Raw genomic sequence first — 1,352 nt, 5'->3', positions numbered from 1 at the left:
AAGCCAAAATGCTGTCCAAAATGTGGTTGTGTTAATGAAAATTACAGTATTACTAAGCATAGTTTTACAAAGTGTAGCGTAAAGTATAATAAAATCATTAATTCCCCTTGTATTATTAATCTAAAAAAACAAAGATTTAGCTGTAAAGAATGTAAGGCTACTTTTATAGCTGAAACATCATTAGTTAATAAACACTGCCAAATTTCTAATTCTTTACACGCTGAGATATCTCAAGAAGCAGAAAGAATACAGTCTATTAAAGATATTGCTGAAAGACACTATGTTTCTTGGCATACTGTAAACCGTATTATACGTAAAAATGCAGATGCTTTTAATAATTATTTCAGTTATTTACCAGAAGTATTATCTTTTGATGAGTTTAAATCAGTTAAATGTGTTACTGCTTCAATGAGTTTTATTTATGCCGATGGCAGAACTCATGAACCAATTGACATTATTCGCAATCGTCAACAATGGTATGTGATTAACCACTTCCTTAAATATCCATTAGAGGTTAGAAAAAACGTAAAGTACGTGACAATGGATATGTATTCACCTTATATGGGAGTTGTAGAAGAATGCTTCCCTAATGCAGAAATTGTTATTGATCGCTTCCACGTTGTTCAACATTTAAATCGTTCATTAAACCGAATTAGAATTGAAACAATGAATAGTATTAAGTATTCAAGACCTTCAGACGCGCGTAAATTAAAGAAAGATTGGAAACTAATCTTAAAAAATGAAGATGAATTATCATGCGATAAGTATTTTACTGATCGCTTATATTTAGGTATGGTTAGCGAACAAACAAAAGTAGATTATCTATTATCCTTAAATCCAAAATTAGAGCAGGCATACGCTATTATTAATGATTTAAAATACGATATCAAACATCATGATGCAGATGCTTTTTCATTTGATTTAATGGAAAGTAAGAAAATACCATTGCGAAAATACATCAGATCAACGCTTCAAACACTAGAAAGATATCAGGATTATATTGGAAATGCGCTCCATTTAACGCTATCTAACGGGCATTTAGAGGGGATAAATAATAAGATTAAGACAATTAAGCGTGTCAGCTATGGGTATACTAATTTCGACAACTTCAGAGCACGTATATTATGCAGCTTTAAAACAACAGTAAGACCTAGAACTATTCGACCTTTATCATTTGCAGAAGAAGCTGTCCAAGCATAAGTATAATGGCTTAATTGGACTCTGAAAGTATAAAGAGATAGAAAACAAAGTCAAGGTACGCTTACGCTTTTCTCCTTGACAAATGTTTCCTACCTCTTTTGTGTGGTAAACAAGTCCACTAAGCCCTAATATAAATCTTTCAGATTTCTTTT

At 31.6% G+C, this 1,352-nt stretch carries 1 protein-coding gene; it reads left to right on the top strand.

All coding sequences use genetic code 11. The features are described from left to right. Window positions 1-1,200, top strand: a 1,200-nt coding sequence (locus BMX09_RS09830; protein WP_089748102.1) for an ISL3 family transposase, incomplete at its 5' end; no start/stop codon positions are given. Between the last annotated feature and the right edge of the window lie 152 nt (window positions 1,201-1,352).

It is taken from the genome of Granulicatella balaenopterae, from assembly GCF_900111135.1.
GTDB lineage: Bacteria > Bacillota > Bacilli > Lactobacillales > Aerococcaceae > Granulicatella > Granulicatella balaenopterae.
The sequence above is the reverse complement of the archived record's forward strand: the minus strand, read 5'-3'. Positions and strand labels throughout refer to the sequence as shown.